Source organism: Sphingomonas aracearum (assembly GCF_003345355.1).
GTDB classification, from domain to species: domain Bacteria; phylum Pseudomonadota; class Alphaproteobacteria; order Sphingomonadales; family Sphingomonadaceae; genus Sphingomonas; species Sphingomonas aracearum.
The window spans coordinates 69,180-84,976 of sequence record NZ_QQNB01000002.1 but is presented as its reverse complement, the minus strand read 5'-3'; the positions used below and the strand labels follow the sequence as shown (position 1 = coordinate 84,976).

The 15,797-nt window shown below is 68.1% G+C and carries 18 protein-coding genes; 6 read left to right on the top strand and 12 right to left on the bottom strand.

All coding sequences use genetic code 11. The annotated features are described in order from the left end of the window. Window positions 1-49 precede the first annotated feature (49 nt). Genes DVW87_RS07585 through DVW87_RS07560 form a run of 6 tightly spaced genes read right to left on the bottom strand, consistent with a single transcriptional unit; the run spans window position 50 to window position 4,354 of the window. Window positions 50-322, bottom strand: a complete 273-nt coding sequence (locus tag DVW87_RS07585) for an HPr family phosphocarrier protein (RefSeq protein WP_114688133.1) — start codon at window positions 320-322, stop codon at window positions 50-52. Further along, on the bottom strand, window positions 322-729 hold the full coding sequence (locus DVW87_RS07580) for a PTS sugar transporter subunit IIA (RefSeq protein WP_114687208.1): 408 nt from the start codon (window positions 727-729) through the stop codon (window positions 322-324). The genes DVW87_RS07585 and DVW87_RS07580 overlap by 1 nt, the downstream gene beginning before the upstream one ends. Further along, complete coding sequence (rapZ, locus tag DVW87_RS07575; protein WP_114687207.1) at window positions 729-1,661, bottom strand: RNase adapter RapZ; 933 nt, start codon at window positions 1,659-1,661, stop codon at window positions 729-731. Before rapZ ends, DVW87_RS07580 begins: the two co-directional genes overlap by 1 nt. Beyond that, window positions 1,658-2,086, bottom strand: a complete 429-nt coding sequence (locus DVW87_RS07570) for an HPr kinase/phosphorylase (protein WP_114687206.1) — start codon at window positions 2,084-2,086, stop codon at window positions 1,658-1,660. The genes rapZ and DVW87_RS07570 overlap by 4 nt, the downstream gene beginning before the upstream one ends. Beyond that, window positions 2,083-3,675: a sensor histidine kinase gene (locus DVW87_RS07565; protein WP_420822328.1), complete on the bottom strand. Its 1,593-nt coding sequence runs from the start codon at window positions 3,673-3,675 to the stop codon at window positions 2,083-2,085. The genes DVW87_RS07570 and DVW87_RS07565 overlap by 4 nt, the downstream gene beginning before the upstream one ends. Further along, complete coding sequence (locus DVW87_RS07560) at window positions 3,647-4,354, bottom strand: response regulator transcription factor (protein ID WP_114687205.1); 708 nt, start codon at window positions 4,352-4,354, stop codon at window positions 3,647-3,649. Before DVW87_RS07560 ends, DVW87_RS07565 begins: the two co-directional genes overlap by 29 nt. A gap of 189 nt (window positions 4,355-4,543) precedes the next feature. On the opposite strand from DVW87_RS07560, the gene guaB reads away from it, so the two are divergent. From guaB to DVW87_RS07545, 3 genes are read left to right on the top strand one after another with little or no spacing between them, the layout of a single operon-like run. After that, the gene (guaB, locus tag DVW87_RS07555; protein ID WP_114687204.1) at window positions 4,544-6,001 is read left to right on the top strand and encodes an IMP dehydrogenase; all 1,458 of its coding nucleotides are present in this window, start codon (window positions 4,544-4,546) and stop codon (window positions 5,999-6,001) included. Further along, window positions 5,998-7,173 (top strand): RsmB/NOP family class I SAM-dependent RNA methyltransferase, encoded by a 1,176-nt coding sequence (locus tag DVW87_RS07550; RefSeq protein WP_114687203.1) that lies wholly within the window; start codon window positions 5,998-6,000, stop codon window positions 7,171-7,173. Before guaB ends, DVW87_RS07550 begins: the two co-directional genes overlap by 4 nt. Before the next feature lie 32 nt (window positions 7,174-7,205). Next, entirely contained in the window at window positions 7,206-7,724 is a 519-nt protein-coding gene (locus DVW87_RS07545; protein ID WP_114687202.1) for a tetratricopeptide repeat protein, read from the top strand. A 9-nt stretch (window positions 7,725-7,733) separates the two neighbouring features. Here DVW87_RS07545 and DVW87_RS07540 read toward each other — a convergent pair whose 3' ends face one another. Both DVW87_RS07540 and rimO read right to left on the bottom strand, forming a co-directional pair. After that, window positions 7,734-8,714: a hypothetical protein gene (locus DVW87_RS07540; RefSeq protein ID WP_114687201.1), complete on the bottom strand. Its 981-nt coding sequence runs from the start codon at window positions 8,712-8,714 to the stop codon at window positions 7,734-7,736. A gap of 63 nt (window positions 8,715-8,777) precedes the next feature. Next, the gene (gene rimO, locus DVW87_RS07535) at window positions 8,778-10,124 is read right to left on the bottom strand and encodes a 30S ribosomal protein S12 methylthiotransferase RimO (RefSeq protein ID WP_114687200.1); all 1,347 of its coding nucleotides are present in this window, start codon (window positions 10,122-10,124) and stop codon (window positions 8,778-8,780) included. Between the two features lie 141 nt (window positions 10,125-10,265). Here rimO and DVW87_RS07530 point away from each other — a divergent pair, with 141 nt between their 5' ends. The 3 genes from DVW87_RS07530 (at window position 10,266) to DVW87_RS18055 (ending at window position 12,245) form a co-directional block, all read left to right on the top strand. Continuing rightward, entirely contained in the window at window positions 10,266-10,799 is a 534-nt protein-coding gene (locus tag DVW87_RS07530; protein ID WP_239017817.1) for a DOMON-like domain-containing protein, read from the top strand. Further along, window positions 10,796-11,992 carry an exo-beta-N-acetylmuramidase NamZ family protein gene (locus DVW87_RS07525; RefSeq protein WP_114687199.1) on the top strand — a complete coding sequence of 399 codons (1,197 nt, stop codon included), beginning with the start codon at window positions 10,796-10,798 and terminating at the stop codon, window positions 11,990-11,992. The genes DVW87_RS07530 and DVW87_RS07525 overlap by 4 nt, the downstream gene beginning before the upstream one ends. A 109-nt stretch (window positions 11,993-12,101) precedes the next feature. Next, window positions 12,102-12,245, top strand: a complete 144-nt coding sequence (locus tag DVW87_RS18055; RefSeq protein WP_181814768.1) for a hypothetical protein — start codon at window positions 12,102-12,104, stop codon at window positions 12,243-12,245. Between the two features lie 21 nt (window positions 12,246-12,266). Here DVW87_RS18055 and DVW87_RS07520 read toward each other — a convergent pair whose 3' ends face one another. The 4 genes from DVW87_RS07520 to DVW87_RS07505 all read right to left on the bottom strand — a co-directional run bounded on the left by DVW87_RS07520 (window position 12,267) and on the right by DVW87_RS07505 (window position 15,765). Next, window positions 12,267-13,445: a vWA domain-containing protein gene (locus tag DVW87_RS07520; protein WP_114687198.1), complete on the bottom strand. Its 1,179-nt coding sequence runs from the start codon at window positions 13,443-13,445 to the stop codon at window positions 12,267-12,269. 50 nt (window positions 13,446-13,495) lie between these two features. After that, complete coding sequence (locus DVW87_RS07515) at window positions 13,496-14,074, bottom strand: CHAP domain-containing protein (protein ID WP_114687197.1); 579 nt, start codon at window positions 14,072-14,074, stop codon at window positions 13,496-13,498. 92 nt (window positions 14,075-14,166) lie between these two features. Further along, window positions 14,167-15,021 (bottom strand): AAA family ATPase, encoded by an 855-nt coding sequence (locus DVW87_RS07510; protein WP_114687196.1) that lies wholly within the window; start codon window positions 15,019-15,021, stop codon window positions 14,167-14,169. A gap of 84 nt (window positions 15,022-15,105) precedes the next feature. Further along, entirely contained in the window at window positions 15,106-15,765 is a 660-nt protein-coding gene (locus DVW87_RS07505) for a DUF6975 family protein (RefSeq protein WP_114687195.1), read from the bottom strand. Window positions 15,766-15,797: the final 32 nt, after the last annotated feature.

The window sequence follows — 15,797 nt, the reverse complement described above, 5'->3', positions numbered from 1 at the left end:
CTATCGCAAGCGTGCGCGGAGCGGAAGCGAGGCCGCCGCCTTCGCCCGGCTATTCCTCGCCGAACTTGTCCTCGACCAGTCGGCAGAGCACCGCCACGGTTTCCTCGGCGCCCTCGCCATCGGCGGAAATGGTAATGGTGTCGCCCATCGCCGCGCCCAGCATCATCAGGCCCATGATCGAGGTGCCCGTCACCGAACCGGCGCCGTCCTTTTCCACGGCGACGTCCACCGGTTGCGTGGAGGCAAGCGTCACGAACTTGGCGGAAGCGCGCGCGTGCAGGCCGCGGCGATTGGTGATCTCCACCGAGCGGCGTACCGCCATCACGCCGCCGCCTCGCCCAGCACCTCGGAGGCGACCGAAATGTACTTGCGGCCGGCCTCGCGCGCGGCGGCAACCGCGTCCACCACCTTCATGGTCTTGCGCGCGGATTCCAGGCGGATCAGCATAGGCAGGTTGATGCCCGCGATCACTTCCACGCGACCCTTTTCCATCAGCGAAATGGCGAGGTTCGAGGGCGTGCCGCCGAACAGATCGGTCAGCACGATCACGCCGCGACCGGCATCCACCCGCGCGATCGCGTCGGCGATGTCGCGCCGGCGACCCCCCATGTCGTCCTCCGGCCCGATCGCGACGGTGCCGACGCGCTCCTGCCTGCCGACCACATGCTCCATCGCGGTCACGAACTCATCGGCAAGGCGACCGTGAGTCACCAGAACCAGACCGATCATTAGCTAGACTGTCCCACCCCAACCGTCTCGACCGGGGCGCCTTCCAGCGAGTCCTGGGGCGCGGCGGCGAGATCACGATGGCTCACCGTGGGCGAAAAGCCCGCCGCGCGCAACCGCGCTGCCATCGCTTCCGCGACGTGAACGGAGCGGTGTCTCCCGCCGGTACAGCCGAAAGCGACCGTAACGTAGGATTTCCCCTCCGCCCTGTAGCGCGGGAGCAACAGCTTCAGCAGCGACTCGATCTGGTCCACCGCAGCGTGATAGGCCGGGTCCGCCTGCACATAAGCGGCGACATCCGCGTCCAGCCCGGTGCCGGGGCGCAGGGCCTGGTTCCAGTGCGGATTGCGCAGAAAGCGCATGTCGAACACGAGATCGGCGTTCACCGGCAGGCCGCGCGCGAAGCCGAACGAGAGGATCGAAAAGGTCGGCTCGCCCTGTCCCTCTTGCCCGAACGTCGCCCGGATCTGCTGGGCGAGCTCGTTGGCGGAAAGGCGGGTGGTGTCGATCAGGCGATTGGCGAAGCGCCGCAGCGGCTCCAGCAGCTCGCGCTCCCGCCGGATGCCTTCCACGGCGGGCCGGTCCAGCGCAAGCGGGTGACGGCGACGCGTTTCCGAATAGCGACGCTCGAGCTCGGCGCCGGCACAATCGAGGAACAGCGTGCCGACTTCGTGGCCGTGCGCCTCGCTCAATTGCCGGACGCGGCGAACGATGCGCTCGGAATCGAAGCCACGGGTCTGCGCGCCGATGCCGAGGGCAAGCGGGCGCGCTGCCTGGACCCCCTCCGGCTCCGGTGCGGCGAGCAGGCGGTCGAGCAGCAGCAACGGGAGGTTGTCCACCACCTCCCAGCCGAGATCCTCCAGGGTCCGCAGCACGGTGGACTTGCCGGCGCCCGACAGCCCGGTGACAAGCAGGATGTCCTTGCGCTCGCTCACGTTCCGAGCACCGCCGCCAGCGCCCGCTCCACCTTGATCGGTGCGGAGGCTTCCAGACCCGCCAGGTCCACTGCCGGGAGCTCGACGCCCGCAATGCGGCTGATCTGCGGCTCCGGCAGCCGGGGCACGGCAGCGCCCAGGCGCACCACCAGCGCTACCGGCGCCTCGGGGAGGTGCGGCATGTCATGGATGCCAAGGCCACGTATTTCCATCTTGCCCGCTATATTGCCCGGCGCGCGCGCCCGTACAACCGCGCCGTCGCGGCGGAACAGGGTATAATCATCGCTGACAAGGGTCGCGCCGCGATCGATCAGGCGCAATGCAAGGTCCGACTTGCCGGTGCCGGACGCACCCTCGATCGCCACGCCCTTGCCGCCGATGGCGACCGTCGTGGCGTGGCGCACTTCCTCGACCCCCTCGCTCATTCGAAAGCCAGCGGCAGGCGGACGACGAAGCGCGCGCCGCTCAACCGGTCTTCCCGGTCCTCCACATGAATGGTGCCCTGGTGAGCGTCCACGATGGTGTGGGCGATGGCGAGGCCGAGGCCGGAATGCTGTCCGAACTCCTCCGCCGCGGGGCGGATCGATTGAAAGCGGCGGAACACGGCGTCGCGCGCCTCCGCCGGGACACCGGGGCCCTCGTCCTCCACCCGCAGGACAATTGCGTCGGGCTCACGCGAAACCGCCACCACGATCAATCCGCCATCCGGAGAGAAGGAGATCGCGTTGTCGATCAGGTTCTCCACCACCCGCTCCAGCCGCGCGCCTTCGCCCATCACGATCAGCGGCCCCGGCAGGCCGCGATCGAAGCGCAGCCGGATGTCGCGCTCGATCCCGCGGGCTTCGCGGTTGGCGATCAGCGCCTCCACCATCGCGGCAAGATCCACCGGATCGAACTTGGCGCGGCTGAGCTGCGCATCGAGGCGCGACGCTTCGGAGATGTCGGTGATCAGCCGGTCCAGCCGATGCACGTCGTCGCGCACGATCGCGAGCAGGCGCTCCTGCAGCTCCGGGTCGCGTACCTGGCCAAGACCCTCCACTGCGGAGCGCAAGGACGCGAGCGGGTTCTTGAGCTCGTGGGTGACATCGGCGGCGAACGCCTCGGTGGCGTCGATCCGGGCGCGCAGGGCAAGGCTCATGTCGGACAGCGCGCGGGCGAGCATCCCGATCTCGTCGCGGCGAGAGGGCAGGCGCGGCACCACCACCTCGCGCGCGCGGCCTCGGCGCACCCGCACCGCGGCGCGGGCAAGGCGGCGCAACGGGCGCACGATGGTGCGCGCGAGGAACAGCGACAGGAGCACGGAGACGAGCGCGACGATCAGCAGGACCACGCTCAGCCGGAAGCGCTCCACCCGCACCGTTTGCGTGATCTCGCGGGCGTTCAGCGTCGTCATCACCACGCCCGCCCCCGTGACCGGCGCGGCGGCGGTGAAGACGGGCGTGCGGTCCGGCGCGCGCCAGACCCGCGCGGACACCTTGCCTCCTGCGGCGACCTGAACGTCCGGCCACGCCTGTCCGTCCCGGCGTTCGCGGTAGAGCGGCGCGCGCTTCGCCTGCACCACGGTGTCGATCACGGCATCCAGGAAACGCGCAGCATGCTGCTGCCAGCCTTCCTTGTCGGGATCGAGCAGCCGGAAGTTCCTGAGGCCCGAGGCGCGCGTGTCGAGGAGCAGGCGCCCGGCCGGGTCGAACAGTCGCAGGCGCGAGCCGGTATCCTTTGCCAGCCGCAGCGCCAGCGCCTCGCGCTCCCCCGGCTCGGCTGCCGCCATCGCCTCCGCGATCAGCCGTGCCTCGCGGTTGACGCGCAACAGGGTCGAATCGACGATCCGGCTGCGATAGGAATCGAGATAGAAGAACCCGCCGGCCAGCAGCGCCAGCGCGATGATGTTGACCGCAAGGATGCGCGGGGTGAGGCTGACCCGGCCGGACCAGCGCAGGGACAGCTCGCGCCCGTCCTGCAGCGACAGGTCGCCCGCGTCCTCCGCGTCATTCCTCGGAGAAGCGATAGCCGGCACCGTAGAGCGTCTCGATGGCGTCGAATTCTGGATCGGTCTGGCGAAACTTCCGCCGGATCCGCTTGATGTGGCTGTCGATGGTGCGATCGTCGACATAGATGTCGTCCTGATAGGCAGCATCCATCAACTGGTTGCGGGTTTTCACGATCCCGGGGCGCTGGGCAAGCGTCTCCAGGATCAGGAATTCGGTCACGGTGAGGGTCACGTCCGCGCCGCCCCAGGTGACGCGGTGGCGGGCCGGATCCATCGCCAGGCGCCCGCGCACCAGCGCCTCGCTGGAGGTCGCCTGGTCCTTGTCGGTGCTGGTCTGCACCACCTCCGCGCGGCGCAGGATGGCGCGGATGCGAGCGATCAGCAGGCGTTGCGAGAACGGCTTGGCGATATAATCGTCCGCGCCCATGGCGAGACCCAGCGCCTCGTCCAGCTCGTCATCCTTGCTGGTAAGGAAGATCACCGGCGTCATCACCCGCTCGCGCAGGCGGCGCAGCAGCTCCAGCCCGTCCATGCGTGGCATCTTCACGTCGAAGATCGCCAGGTCCGGCGGATTGTCGACCAGCGCCTTCAGCGCCGTCTCGCCATCCGAATAGACGCGGGTAAGGAAGCCCTCCGCCTGAAGCGCGATCGACACCGAAGTCAGGATATTGCGGTCGTCATCGACCAGCGCGATCGTCGCCGTCACGGAGCGGTGCAGCCTTCGACACTCATCCCCGCAGAGTAGGACAGGCGGGCGACATTCTCAACCGTCGCGCTGAAGCGACGGCCTGCCGCCGGAAGCTGTCGCCGACCCGTAACAGGACACACCCTAGCGCCAGCCGCCACGCGCGGTTACATGGGCCGCCAACTCGCGACTCAGGAGCTTGGCACTTTCATGGACATTCGCCTCGGCCTTACCTTTGACGATGTCCTGCTGGTGCCCGCCGAAAGCGACGTGGTGCCCAGCCAGACGAGCACCGCCACACGGCTGACGCGGGAGATCTCGCTCGACATCCCGATCGTGTCCGCGGCGATGGACACGGTAACGGAGGCGGACATGGCGATCGCCATGGCGCAGTTGGGCGGGCTCGGGGTTCTCCATCGCAATCTGTCGGTGGAGGAGCAGGTCGCCGCCGTGCGCGCGGTGAAGCGGTTCGAAAGCGGCATGGTCGTCAACCCGATCACCATTCGCCCCGACGCCACGCTGGCCGATGCGCAGGCGCTGATGGCGCAGCACCGCATCAACGGCATTCCGGTGACGGAGGCGAGCGGCAAGCTCGTGGGTATCCTGACCAACCGCGACGTGCGTTTCGCGGAGAATCCACGCCAGCCGGTCGCCGAGCTGATGACGCGCGACAATCTCGCCACCGTCTCGCCGGGCGTCAGCTCGGAAGAAGCCCGCCGCCTGCTGCACCAGCGGCGCATCGAGAAGCTGATCGTGGTGGACGAGCACTATCGCTGCATCGGCCTCATCACGGTGAAGGACATCGAGAAGGCCGTCACCTATCCCAACGCGACCAAGGACGCGGCCGGCCGCCTGCGGGTGGGCGCGGCGTCCACGGTGGGCGACAAGGGTTTCGAGCGGACGGAAGCGCTGGTCGATGCCGAGCTCGACCTCGTCATCATCGATACCGCGCACGGCCATAACCGCGACGTGGCGCGCGCCGTGGAGCGGGTGAAGAAGCTGTCCAACTCCGTGCAGGTCGTCGCCGGCAACGTCGCCACGGCGGAGGCGGTGCGCGCGCTGGTGGATGCCGGTGCGGATGCGGTGAAGGTCGGCATCGGGCCGGGCTCCATCTGCACCACCCGCATCGTCGCGGGCGTTGGTGTGCCGCAGCTCACCGCGGTGATGGACTGCGCGGAGGAAGGCGCGAAATCGGGCGTGCCGGTGATTGCCGATGGCGGCATCCGCACCTCCGGCGACATGGCCAAGGCGCTCGCCGCCGGTGCCTCGTCGGTGATGATCGGATCGCTGCTGGCCGGCACGGCGGAAGCGCCGGGCGAGACGTTCATCTATCAGGGACGCGCCTACAAATCCTATCGCGGGATGGGCTCGGTGGGCGCAATGGGCCGGGGTTCGGCCGACCGCTACTTCCAGGGCGACATCAAGGACCAGCTGAAGCTGGTGCCCGAGGGGATCGAAGGCCAGGTGGCCTTCAAGGGCCCGGCCAAGGACGTCATCCACCAGCTCACCGGCGGCATTCGCGCAGCGATGGGCTATACCGGCTCCCCGACGGTGGCCGAGCTTCAGAAGCGCGCGCAGTTCGTGCAGATCACGGGCGCGGGGCTGCGCGAAAGCCATGTGCATGACGTGACGATCACGCGCGAGGCGCCGAACTACCCCGTCGGATGACGCCGGCCGCTCGCACCCAGGCCGCGATCGAGTTGCTCGACGCCGTTCTCGCCGCCGCGCGCGAGGGCGGGGCGGCGGCGGACACGCTGGTCGCGCGCTATTTCGCGACGCGCCGCTATGCCGGATCGAAGGATCGGCGCGCGATCCGCGAGCTGGTCTATCGCGCCATTCGCGCGTTCGGGGAGCCGCCGGAAAGCGGGCGTGCGGCGCTGGCCGGCCTTGCCGACGAGGACCCCGCGCTGGCGCAAACCTTCGACGGATCGGCCCGCGGGCCCGCCGCGATCGCCGCCGACGAGCCGCGGGCGGTTCCCGGCGTCGCCCCGGCGTGGCTGCTCGAACAGCTCGCCGTGTCCGGGTTCTCGAGGTTCGAGCTTCCGGCGCTTGTCGATCGGGCGCCGCTGGACATCCGGATCAACGTGCTTCGGCCCGGCCCGCTGGACCTGCCGGAAGCGGAGCCAATCGCCGGGCTGCCGAACGGACGGCGCCTGCCCAGCGGCACCGATGTCGAGCGGCTCGACGCGTGGCGCGAGGGGTGCATCGAAGTGCAGGATGGGGGCAGTCAGTTCGTCTCCCTCGCCGCGCAGGCGGAGCCCGGACAGCGCATCATCGACCTGTGCGCCGGGGCCGGCGGGAAGACGCTCGCGCTCGCCGCCGCGATGGAAAACAGGGGCGAGCTGCTGGCGACGGACACAGACCGTGCCCGGCTCTCCCGCCTCCCGGCGCGGGCCGAGCGCGCCGGGGCGAGCATCGCGACCACGCGGCTGCTCGATCCCGGCCGTGAGCTGGCGGCGCTGGACGACTGGCGCGGCGGCAGCGACACGGTGCTGATCGACGCACCCTGTTCGGGCACCGGGACCTGGCGACGCAATCCGGAGGCACGATGGCGCCTGACGCCGGAGCGTCTTGCGCGCCTGGTCGATACGCAGGAGCGGCTGCTCGAGATCGGACGCCAGTTGGTTCGCCCCGGCGGCGCGCTGGTGTTCATCGTCTGCTCGCTGCTTGATGCCGAGGGCGCCGATCGCATCGACGGGTTCCTGGCCCGCCATCGCGACTGGGAGGCCGAGGCGCTGGGGCTGGCCGCCGGCCGCCCGCGCGGCGAAGGCGTGCGGCTCACGCCCGCGCATGACGGCACCGACGGCTTTTTTGTCGCACGCCTGCGCGCGCCCTGCTAACCACCCGTCCCGTGTCCACGCTGGAGCAAGTCATGCGTTATACGACCCTCGCTGCCGCCCTCGCGCTGACGCTGGTGACCGTTTCCACATCGCTTCATGGGCAGCGGCCCGACGACCAGATCGACGCTCGCTCGGTTGCGCTCGTGCAAAAGGGCATTGCCGCCCAGGCTGCCGGCAATCTGGACGGAGCGACCGACCTGTTCGAGTCTGCGCTGGCGGTTGATCCCCGTAACCGCGCGGCCTTTATCCACCTTGCCGAAGTGGCGGAGAAGCGCGGTCTGGATGGCAGCGCGATCCGTTACTACCGCGCGGCGTTGCTGCTGGAGCCGACCGATCGCGCTGCCCTCGCAGGTCAGGGCGAGGCACTGGTGATGAAGGGCGCCGTGCGCCAGGCGGAAGCCAATCTGGTGAAGCTGCGGACCCTGTGCGGCAAGTCAGCCTGCCCGGAGGCGACGAAGCTCGCCGCGGTGATCGCCAAGGGTCCGCCGGTGGCAACCGCGGCCGCCACGCCGACAACGGTGCCTCCCGCCTCCGCGCCGGCCAAGAACTGAGCCAGGCGTTCAGCGCCCGCGACGTCGCCGCGGGCGCTCGTGCGGTTCCGGCAGGTCGAGGGACAGGCGCGGGATGACCGCGCACCGCGCCATCACCGTGTCGATCATTGCCAGCAGCCGCGATCGTGCCTCGCCGAGCTGGTCGGGAGCGACGCCGCGCTCCTGCGTCTCCAGGTTCACATACGGAAGCCCGCGGAACACGGCGAAGTTCGACGCGCTGCCATCCGACGTGACCACATGCTCGAACATGATGTTGAAGTCCGCGTCCGAGAGCGGGCGCGCGCAGAAGCCGCTGAACGGGCTACGCTCCCCGAGGTAGGAGACGATCGCCACGCTGTCCGTATCGTCGAACGGCCAGCGCCCGGCGATTGAGCGACGGGGCATGTAGAGGTCGTTGCATAGCAGCACCGAGATGGTGCCCTTGCCGGTTTCCTCGCCCGACTCCGGCGGCAGGCAGCTGGACCCGGCCGCATCATAGCCGGGATCGTTCGTGTGCAGCGCCACGCTCAGCCGCGCAGGGTTGCCGAGATCGGCCAGCATCGCGCCGGCGAAATCTGGCGTGTCGGGGCGGAAGTTGCGGTTCGGGTCCACATCGCCGCCAGCGGCGACATCGCCGTTGCCGCGACTGTCGGGCCCGGCGAGGCTGCGTGCTTCCTCCACTGCCATGACGACGCCGCCATACGAACGCGCCGCGTAGACCGCCGCCTGGAACGCCGCATTCTCGTTGTCGTGCGGCACCAGCCAGAGCGGGCCGTCCGGCCGCCGGGTGTTGGCGATCCGGTATAGCCGCCAGAAGGTGCGTCCTTCACGGAACTCGATCCGGCGGACCTGGAGATCGCGCCATATCTCCGGATCGGCCAGCCGCCGGAAGTCGTCCAGCTCGATCGTCAGCGGGTCCACCGCCGTGACGATCTTCTGCACCGGCGGCGGCGGCACCTGCGCGGCGGCAGGGACGGCGGCGAGCAGCAGGGCGAGAAGGGCAGCGCGCATGTCGCTGCTTACCGAACCGAACGACAGGTTTGAACCCGCACGCCCGGCCCGATGCGGGACAGATCAGGCCGGCACGCCGTACAAGTCGTGCTCGTCTGCGTCCTCGATGGTCACCCGCGCGAAGTCGCCCACCGCCAGATGCCCGGCATCACGCAAGTGGACCTCGCCGTCGATTTCCGGCGCGTCGGCCTGGCTGCGGCCAGTGGCGCCGCCCGTCTCGGCGTCCACCGCATCGACAAGGACTTCCAGCGAACGGCCGATCTTGGCCTGGAGCTTGGCCGCGGAGATGGCCGCGGTCTTCTCCATGATGCGGGCGTAGCGCTCTTCCTTGACCTCTTCCGGTACGTGATCCGGCAGCAGGTTGGCGGCGGCACCCTCGACGGGCTCGAAGCGAAACGCGCCCACGCGGTCGAGCTGCGCCTCGTCCAGCCAATCGAGAAGGTACTGGAAGTCCGCTTCCGTCTCCCCGGGAAAGCCGACCACGAAGGTCGAGCGGATCGCGATGTCCGGACAGATCTCGCGCCACTTGTGGATGCGCTCCAGCACCTTCGCCTCGTTGGCCGGGCGGCGCATCAGCTTCAGCACGTTGCGGCTGGCATGCTGGAACGGGATGTCGAGATAGGGAAGCACCAGCCCCTCGGCCATCAGCGGGATGACCTGATCGACATGGGGGTAGGGATAGACGTAATGGAGCCGCACCCATGGCGCGATCCGGCCCAGTTCGCGCGCAAGATCGGTCATATGCGCGCGGACCTCGGCGCCTTTCCACATGCGCGGGTGATGCTTGATGTCCACGCCGTATGCCGACGTGTCCTGGCTGATGACCAGCAGCTCCCGAGTGCCCGCTTCCACCAGCTTTTCCGCTTCGCGCAGGATCGCATCGGGACGCCGGCTGGCAAGGTCGCCGCGCAGCGAGGGGATGATGCAGAAGGTGCAGCCGTGATTGCAGCCTTCGGAAATCTTCAGATAGCTGTAGTGGCGCGGCGTGAGCTTCAGGTCGGTGAGTTCCACCGCGCCGCCCGGCACGAGATCCAGATAGGCGGAGCGCGCCGGCGGTGCCGCTTCATGCACCGCCTCGACGACCTGTTCGTACTGGTGGGCGCCGGTGACGGCGAGCACCTGCGGGAAGCGGGCGCGGATCGCCTCGGCTTCCTGTCCCATGCAGCCGGTGACGATAACCCGGCCGTTTTCGGCGATGGCCTCACCGATCGCCTCCAGGCTCTCCTCCTTGGCGGAATCGAGAAAGCCGCAGGTGTTGACCAGCACGATGTCCGCACCGGCATAATCGGGCGACATCTGGTAGCCGTCGGAGCGCAGCTTGCTGAGGATCCGCTCGGAATCCACCAGGTTCTTGGGACAGCCAAGCGACACCATGCCGACACGCGGCGGGGAGGGGAGAACAGTTGCCATGGGAGTTCGGGCGCACATAGGCGATGGCGGCGAATTTTTCCAGCCGTCCTCTTCCGCCAGGCGCAAGCTTGTCGAAGGGCGTGCGCCGCACCTACACGGGTGGTGCAGCGGCCCGGTGGAAAGCGCGGCACAGGAGGACAGGTGATCTACGATCTGGTGCCCCATCCGAGCCATCCACCCGGCGGGGTGCAAGGCGTCCGCGTGCAACTCGACCGACAGGACGGCGCCGTGCTCCGGCTCGAATACATCATCCGCCACACCGCTCCGCTCGCCCTGCCGTCGGTTGGGCCGGCAGAGCGCGCGGATGCGTTGTGGAAGACCACCTGTTTCGAGCTGTTCCTGTCGCAGGAAGAGGTCGGCTATTGCGAGTTCAACTTCTCGCCGTCGACCCGCTGGGCTGCGTACCGCTTCGACAGCTATCGGGGAGGCATGGCTGACCTCCCGCTGGCATCGGCCCCCGAGATCGCAGCATCACGCGCCGCGGGAACCTTCACGCTGGCGGTTGAGGCAGAGCTCCCCGTCACCGCCTCATCTCCGAGAATGAGCTTGACCGCGGTGATCGAAGAGCAGGACGGGACCAGGTCCTTCTGGGCGCTGGCGCACGCGGACGGACCGCCCGACTTCCACAACCCGGCTTGCTTCACGGCCACGCTCCCGGCACGAGGAGCGGCATGAACTTCGGTATCGATCGCCTCCTGTCCGACCCCGAACTGCGGCGTCCGTTGGAGGGAAAGCGCGTGGCGCTGCTTGCGCATCCCGCTTCCGTCACCCGCGACCTGACGCACAGCCTGGACGCGCTGATTGCCGCCGGGCTGAACGTGTCGGCGGTGTTCGGCCCCCAGCATGGCGTACGCGGTGACCTGCAGGACAACATGATGGAGTCGCCGGACTTCACCGATCCGACCTATGGCATGCCCGTGTTCAGCCTGTACGGCGAGGTGCGCCGTCCGACCGGGCAGTCGATGGGCACCTTCGACGTCCTGCTGGTCGACCTGCAGGACGTGGGCTGCCGCATCTACACGTTCGTCACCACGCTGCTCTACGTGCTCGAAGCAGCGGCCAAGCATGGCAAGCAGGTGTGGGTGCTGGACCGCCCAAATCCGGCCGGGCGGCCGGTGGAGGGGCTGACGCTGCTGCCCGGTTGGGAGAGCTTTGTCGGCGCCGGTCCGATGCCGATGCGGCATGGCATGACGCTGGGCGAACTCGGCCATTGGTTCATCGCGCACTACAGGCTGGACGTCGACTATCGCGTGATCGCGATGGACGGATGGCAGCCGGCAGCGGCGCCCGGCTTCGGCTGGCCGGCCGAGCGGCCGTGGATCAATCCCAGCCCGAATGCCGCCAACGTCAACATGGCCCGCGCTTATGCGGGAACGGTGATGCTGGAGGGTACCACCCTGTCGGAAGGGCGGGGCACCACACGCCCGCTGGAGATGTTCGGCGCGCCGGACATGGACGCGAAGGCGGTGATCGCGGAGATGCGACGGATTGCTCCGGAGTGGCTGAACGGCTGCACCCTTCGCGATTTCTGGTTCCAGCCGACGTTCCACAAGCATGTGGGCCGATTGTGCAACGGCGTGTTCCTCCATGCGGAGGGGCCGTCCTATGTGCATGACGCCTTCCGTCCATGGCGGGTGCAGGCCGCCGGGTTCAAGGCGATCCGCTCGCTTGCTCCGCAATACGATCTATGGCGCGACTTCCCGTACGAATATGTGTTCGACAAGCTGGCGATCGACGTGATCAACGGGGGCCCTGGCCTGCGCGAGTGGGTGGACGATCCTGCGGCAACCGCATCTGATCTCGACGCCGTGACCCGGCCCGACGAACTCGCCTGGGAAGAGGAAAGGCGGACACACCTGCTCTATTAGGACCAGTGCGGTTCGTTTCGTCGGATGCTGCGCGCAATTCGACGCAGGTTAGGTGATCGGTAAGACTAGATCGCGCAACAGTCCGGCAACGAGTCGGGGTGGGTCGTCGATGGAATCGGACAATCGCTATTATGCGCGCCGGGCGGCGGAGGAATATGTCGCCGCACGTCGCGCGATCACCGAAGAAGCACGCAACCGCCGGCTGGCCCTTGCCGCCAGCTTCGAAGCGAAACTGGCGGCGCTCGCGGCCTGATCTCGGGCGTCGCGGTTGAAGCTACCGCTTGCGCGTGAGTTCCCGCATCGCCTCGTCCAAACCCTCCAGGGTCAACGGGAACATGCGGTCGTTCAGCAGGTCCGCGACCATCCTGATCGACTGCGAATAGGTCCATTGCGCCTGCGGGATCGGGTTGAGCCACGCCGCCGCCGGGTAGGTGTTCGTCAGGCGTTGTAGCCACACCGCGCCCGCTTCCTTGTTGAAATGCTCCACCGATCCGCCCGGATGGCTGATCTCGTACGGGCTCATGGAAGCATCGCCGACGAACACGAGCTTGTAGTCGTGACCGAATTTATGGAGCACGTCCCATGTCGGCGTCCGCTCCTGAAAGCGGCGGCGATTGTCCTTCCACACGCCCTCATACGGGCAGTTGTGGAAGTAGAAGAACTCCAGGTTCTTGAACTCCGATGTCGCAGCGGAGAACAGCTCCTCGCAGAGCTTCACGAACGGATCCATCGAGCCGCCCACGTCGAGGAAAAGCAGCAGCTTGACGGCGTTTCTCCGTTCGGGGCGCATCACGATGTCGAGATAACCCTGACGCGCGGTGCCCGCGATCGTGCCGTCCAGATCCAGTTCGTCCGCGGCGCCCTCGCGCGCGAAGCGGCGCAGCCGGCGGAGCGCGACCTTGATGTTGCGGGTGCCGAGCTCGCGCGTGTTGTCCAGATTGCGGAACTCGCGCTGATCCCACACCTTCAGCGCGCGCTTCTGGCGGCTCTCCCCGCCGATCCGCACCCCTTCGGGATTATAGCCGGAATTGCCGTACGGACTGGTGCCGCCGGTGCCGATCCACTTGTTGCCGCCCTGGTGCCGCCCCTCCTGTTGCTCCAGCCGCTTGCGCAGCGTGTCCATGATCTCGTCCCACGAGCCCAGCGACTTGATCTGCGCCATCTCCTCCGGGGTAAGATACTTTTCCGCCACGGCCCTGAGCCATTCGTCGGGGATGTCGGCATTCTGCGTGCCGTACCCACCGGCCACACCGCGGAAGACCTTGGCGAAGACCTGATCGAAGCGGTCCAGCAGGCCCTCGTCCTTCACGAAGGTGGCGCGGGCGAGATAATAGAAGGCGTCCGGCGAGCGCTCGATCACCTGCCGGTCGAGCGCTTCCAGCAGGGTAAGGTGCTCCTTCAGGCTGGCGGGAATGCCGGCGGCGCGGAGCTCATCCAGGAAGCTGAGGAACATCGGCCAATCATGGCGAGCTTGCCGGGGCGTGGCAATCGCCGGCGCGCAGCTTACTCGTAGGCGTCGATGATCGCCGCCACATAGTCCGGATCGGTCCCGGTCAGCTCGGTCGCCGGCCGCGCGCGGGGAACGCTCGCGCCTTTCACCGGCGTGCCGTAGACGAAGCCGTAGACGGGGTAGGTCGAGCTGCCGAGGCCGTCCATGTCCTTGTACCAGACCTTGACCATGCTCCAGTCGTTGTCGCGGCTGACATCGGTGAGCGTCACGTCCTGCTCCGCATGGCCCCGCTCGCCATTCTGTCGGGACCAGTTGGCGTGGGTGAGCATCAGCACGCGCTGGGTGACGACCCGGCTGACCACGGCGACATGGCCGAGCCGGAGCCGGTCGGACCGGGCGAACACGATCACCGCGCCCTGTTTCGGCCTGGAACCGCGCTGATAGCGTCCCTCGGCCTGATCCCACCAGGTCCAGGCATTGCCGAAAATCTGGATGCCGGAGGCGGCGCGAGCGAACGGCACGCATTCGCCGACATAATCCAGCAGCCGAGCCTGCGCGGGCAGGGCCAGCGCCCCACCGCATAGCGCCGCACCGAGGACGGCGAAAAAGCCTTTGCGAACAACACCCCGCATGTCGCCGCGCTAGCACGCGGGGGTTGGCGAAATGTTGGAGCTTGTGGTTAACGCCCGATTACCCGGCGGCTACCCCGCGGGGGTAGCGAGGCCTACGCCTTGCCGCCCTGTCGCCGCGCCATGAACGCCAGCCGCTCGAACAGCATGACGTCCTGCTCGTTCTTCAGGAGCGCGCCATGGAGGGGAGGGATCGCCTTTGTCGGATCGCGGTTCTGCAGCACCTCCAGCGGCATGTCCTCGTGGAGCAGCAGCTTCAGCCAGTCGAGAAGCTCGCTGGTGGACGGCTTCTTCTTGAGGCCGGGCACCTCGCGCACGTCGTAGAAGATGTCCATCGCCCGGCCGACGAGCAGCTTCTGGATGCCCGGGAAGTGGACATCGATGATCGCCTGCATCGTCTCGCGATCGGGGAACTTGATGTAGTGAAAGAAGCAGCGACGCAAAAAGGCGTCGGGCAGCTCCTTTTCATTGTTCGACGTGATGACCACGATCGGGCGTTCGGCGGCACGCACCGTCTCCCCCGTCTCATAGACGTGGAACTCCATGCGATCGAGTTCCTGCAGCAGGTCGTTGGGGAACTCGATATCCGCCTTGTCGATCTCGTCGATCAGCAGCACGGAGGTCTGCGGCGCGGTGAAGGCGTCCCACAGCTTGCCGCGGCGGATGTAGTTGCCGATGTCGTGAACCCGCGGATCGCCCAGCTGCCCATCGCGCAAGCGGGCGACCGCGTCATATTCGTACAGGCCCTGGTGCGCCTTGGTGGTGGACTTCACGTTCCACTCGATGAGCGGCGCGCCGACTGCCTTGGCGATCTCATAGGCGAGCACTGTCTTGCCCGTCCCCGGCTCGCCTTTCACCAGCAGCGGCCGGCGCAGCTGCACCGCCGCATTCACCGCGACCTTCAGGTCGTCGGTCGCGACATAGCTCTGGGTTCCCTCGAAGCGCTGCATGGTTCGTCCTGTCCCGTTCGATCTTCGGGCATGGACGTGCGGGATTTCGCGACGGCGCGCAAGCGGGCAGCGGGGCGCTGCGTGTCAGGTATCCCGCCGCGCCGAGGAACGCGCTTCCAGCAACTCCCACAAGCCGCGATGCTGGGCGAGCAGCTGCTGCGCGCCGAAGCCGATGGCGCGGCCCAGGCCTGCCGAGGTGGTGGCGGCGGCAAGCATTGCGGTGGTGGTGTCGGGCTCGGGCAGCTCGCTGGCGATCGACTCCACGCCGAACCGAGACGCCGCTGCATCCAGGACCGCGCGCAAGGTACGCCAATCGAGGATGAGTGCCGCCGCTGCGCCCAGCGCGCAGCCGGCGCGATCGGACTGGGCCAGCATGTCCAGGGCATGGCGCTGCCCGGCGATCGCCGCCTCCGTTTCGGCCTGGCCGGGCGTGGAGGGCAGCGGCCCGGCAGCGGAGGTGAGGCGGGCGAGATAGGCACGCTCGGTGCCGATGCCGCGCTCCGCCGTCGTCAGCCATGCGGTTGCCGGTGCCAGGGTGTTCCGGGCCGCCGCATATTCGATCATGCCGGGCAAGCGGCCGTGCAGCGAGCAGAACGCATGAACGGCGTCCGCCAGGTCACGTTGCGCCGCACCGCGCTCGGTCAGCTGCCACACCATCGCCCGCGACGCGCTGCCATCGGTCGCGACGAGCGCAGCGACACTTGCCTCGGGCCGGATCGCGACATTGTTGGTTGCTGCGTTCACTTGACCCCCGAACCGGCACGCTGACATCGCCA